This window comes from Gilvimarinus sp. 1_MG-2023 (assembly GCF_030548285.1).
Genome location: NZ_JAUOSC010000391.1, coordinates 1 through 361 on the forward strand (window position 1 = coordinate 1; position 361 = coordinate 361).

A 361-nucleotide genomic window follows, 5' to 3' on the forward strand; every position below is an offset into this window, starting at 1 on the left:
GCTGCACGGCGGCTCAATTGGCCACATCGGCGGCGACGTTCGATCTGATTGTGCTGACCAATAAGGCCTATTCGCTAGCGGAGGTGATCAAAGATATCCGACCGCTGGTCAGTGCGCAGACGATGATTTTGCCGTTGCTGAATGGCTTGCGGCAGCTGGACGATCTGGATGCCAGTTTTGGTGCCGGGCAGGTGTTGGGCGGGATCGCCAAAACCGTGGCGACATTGGCCGACACCCATACCGTTGTGGTGCGTAGTCCGGGCAGTCAGGTCACGGTTGGTGCCCGTACGGCAGCGCAAGACAAGGCGGTTGCTGAAATTCGGGCCTTGTTTGCGGATGCCGGTATTACGCTGGGAGATGG

At 59.3% G+C, this 361-nt stretch carries 1 protein-coding gene; it reads left to right on the top strand.

Translation table 11 applies throughout. From position 1 onward, the window contains the following. Positions 1 to 17: 17 nt before the first annotated feature. On the top strand, positions 18 to 361 hold a 344-nt coding region (locus Q4563_RS17330), incomplete at its 3' end, for a 2-dehydropantoate 2-reductase N-terminal domain-containing protein (protein ID WP_303605382.1).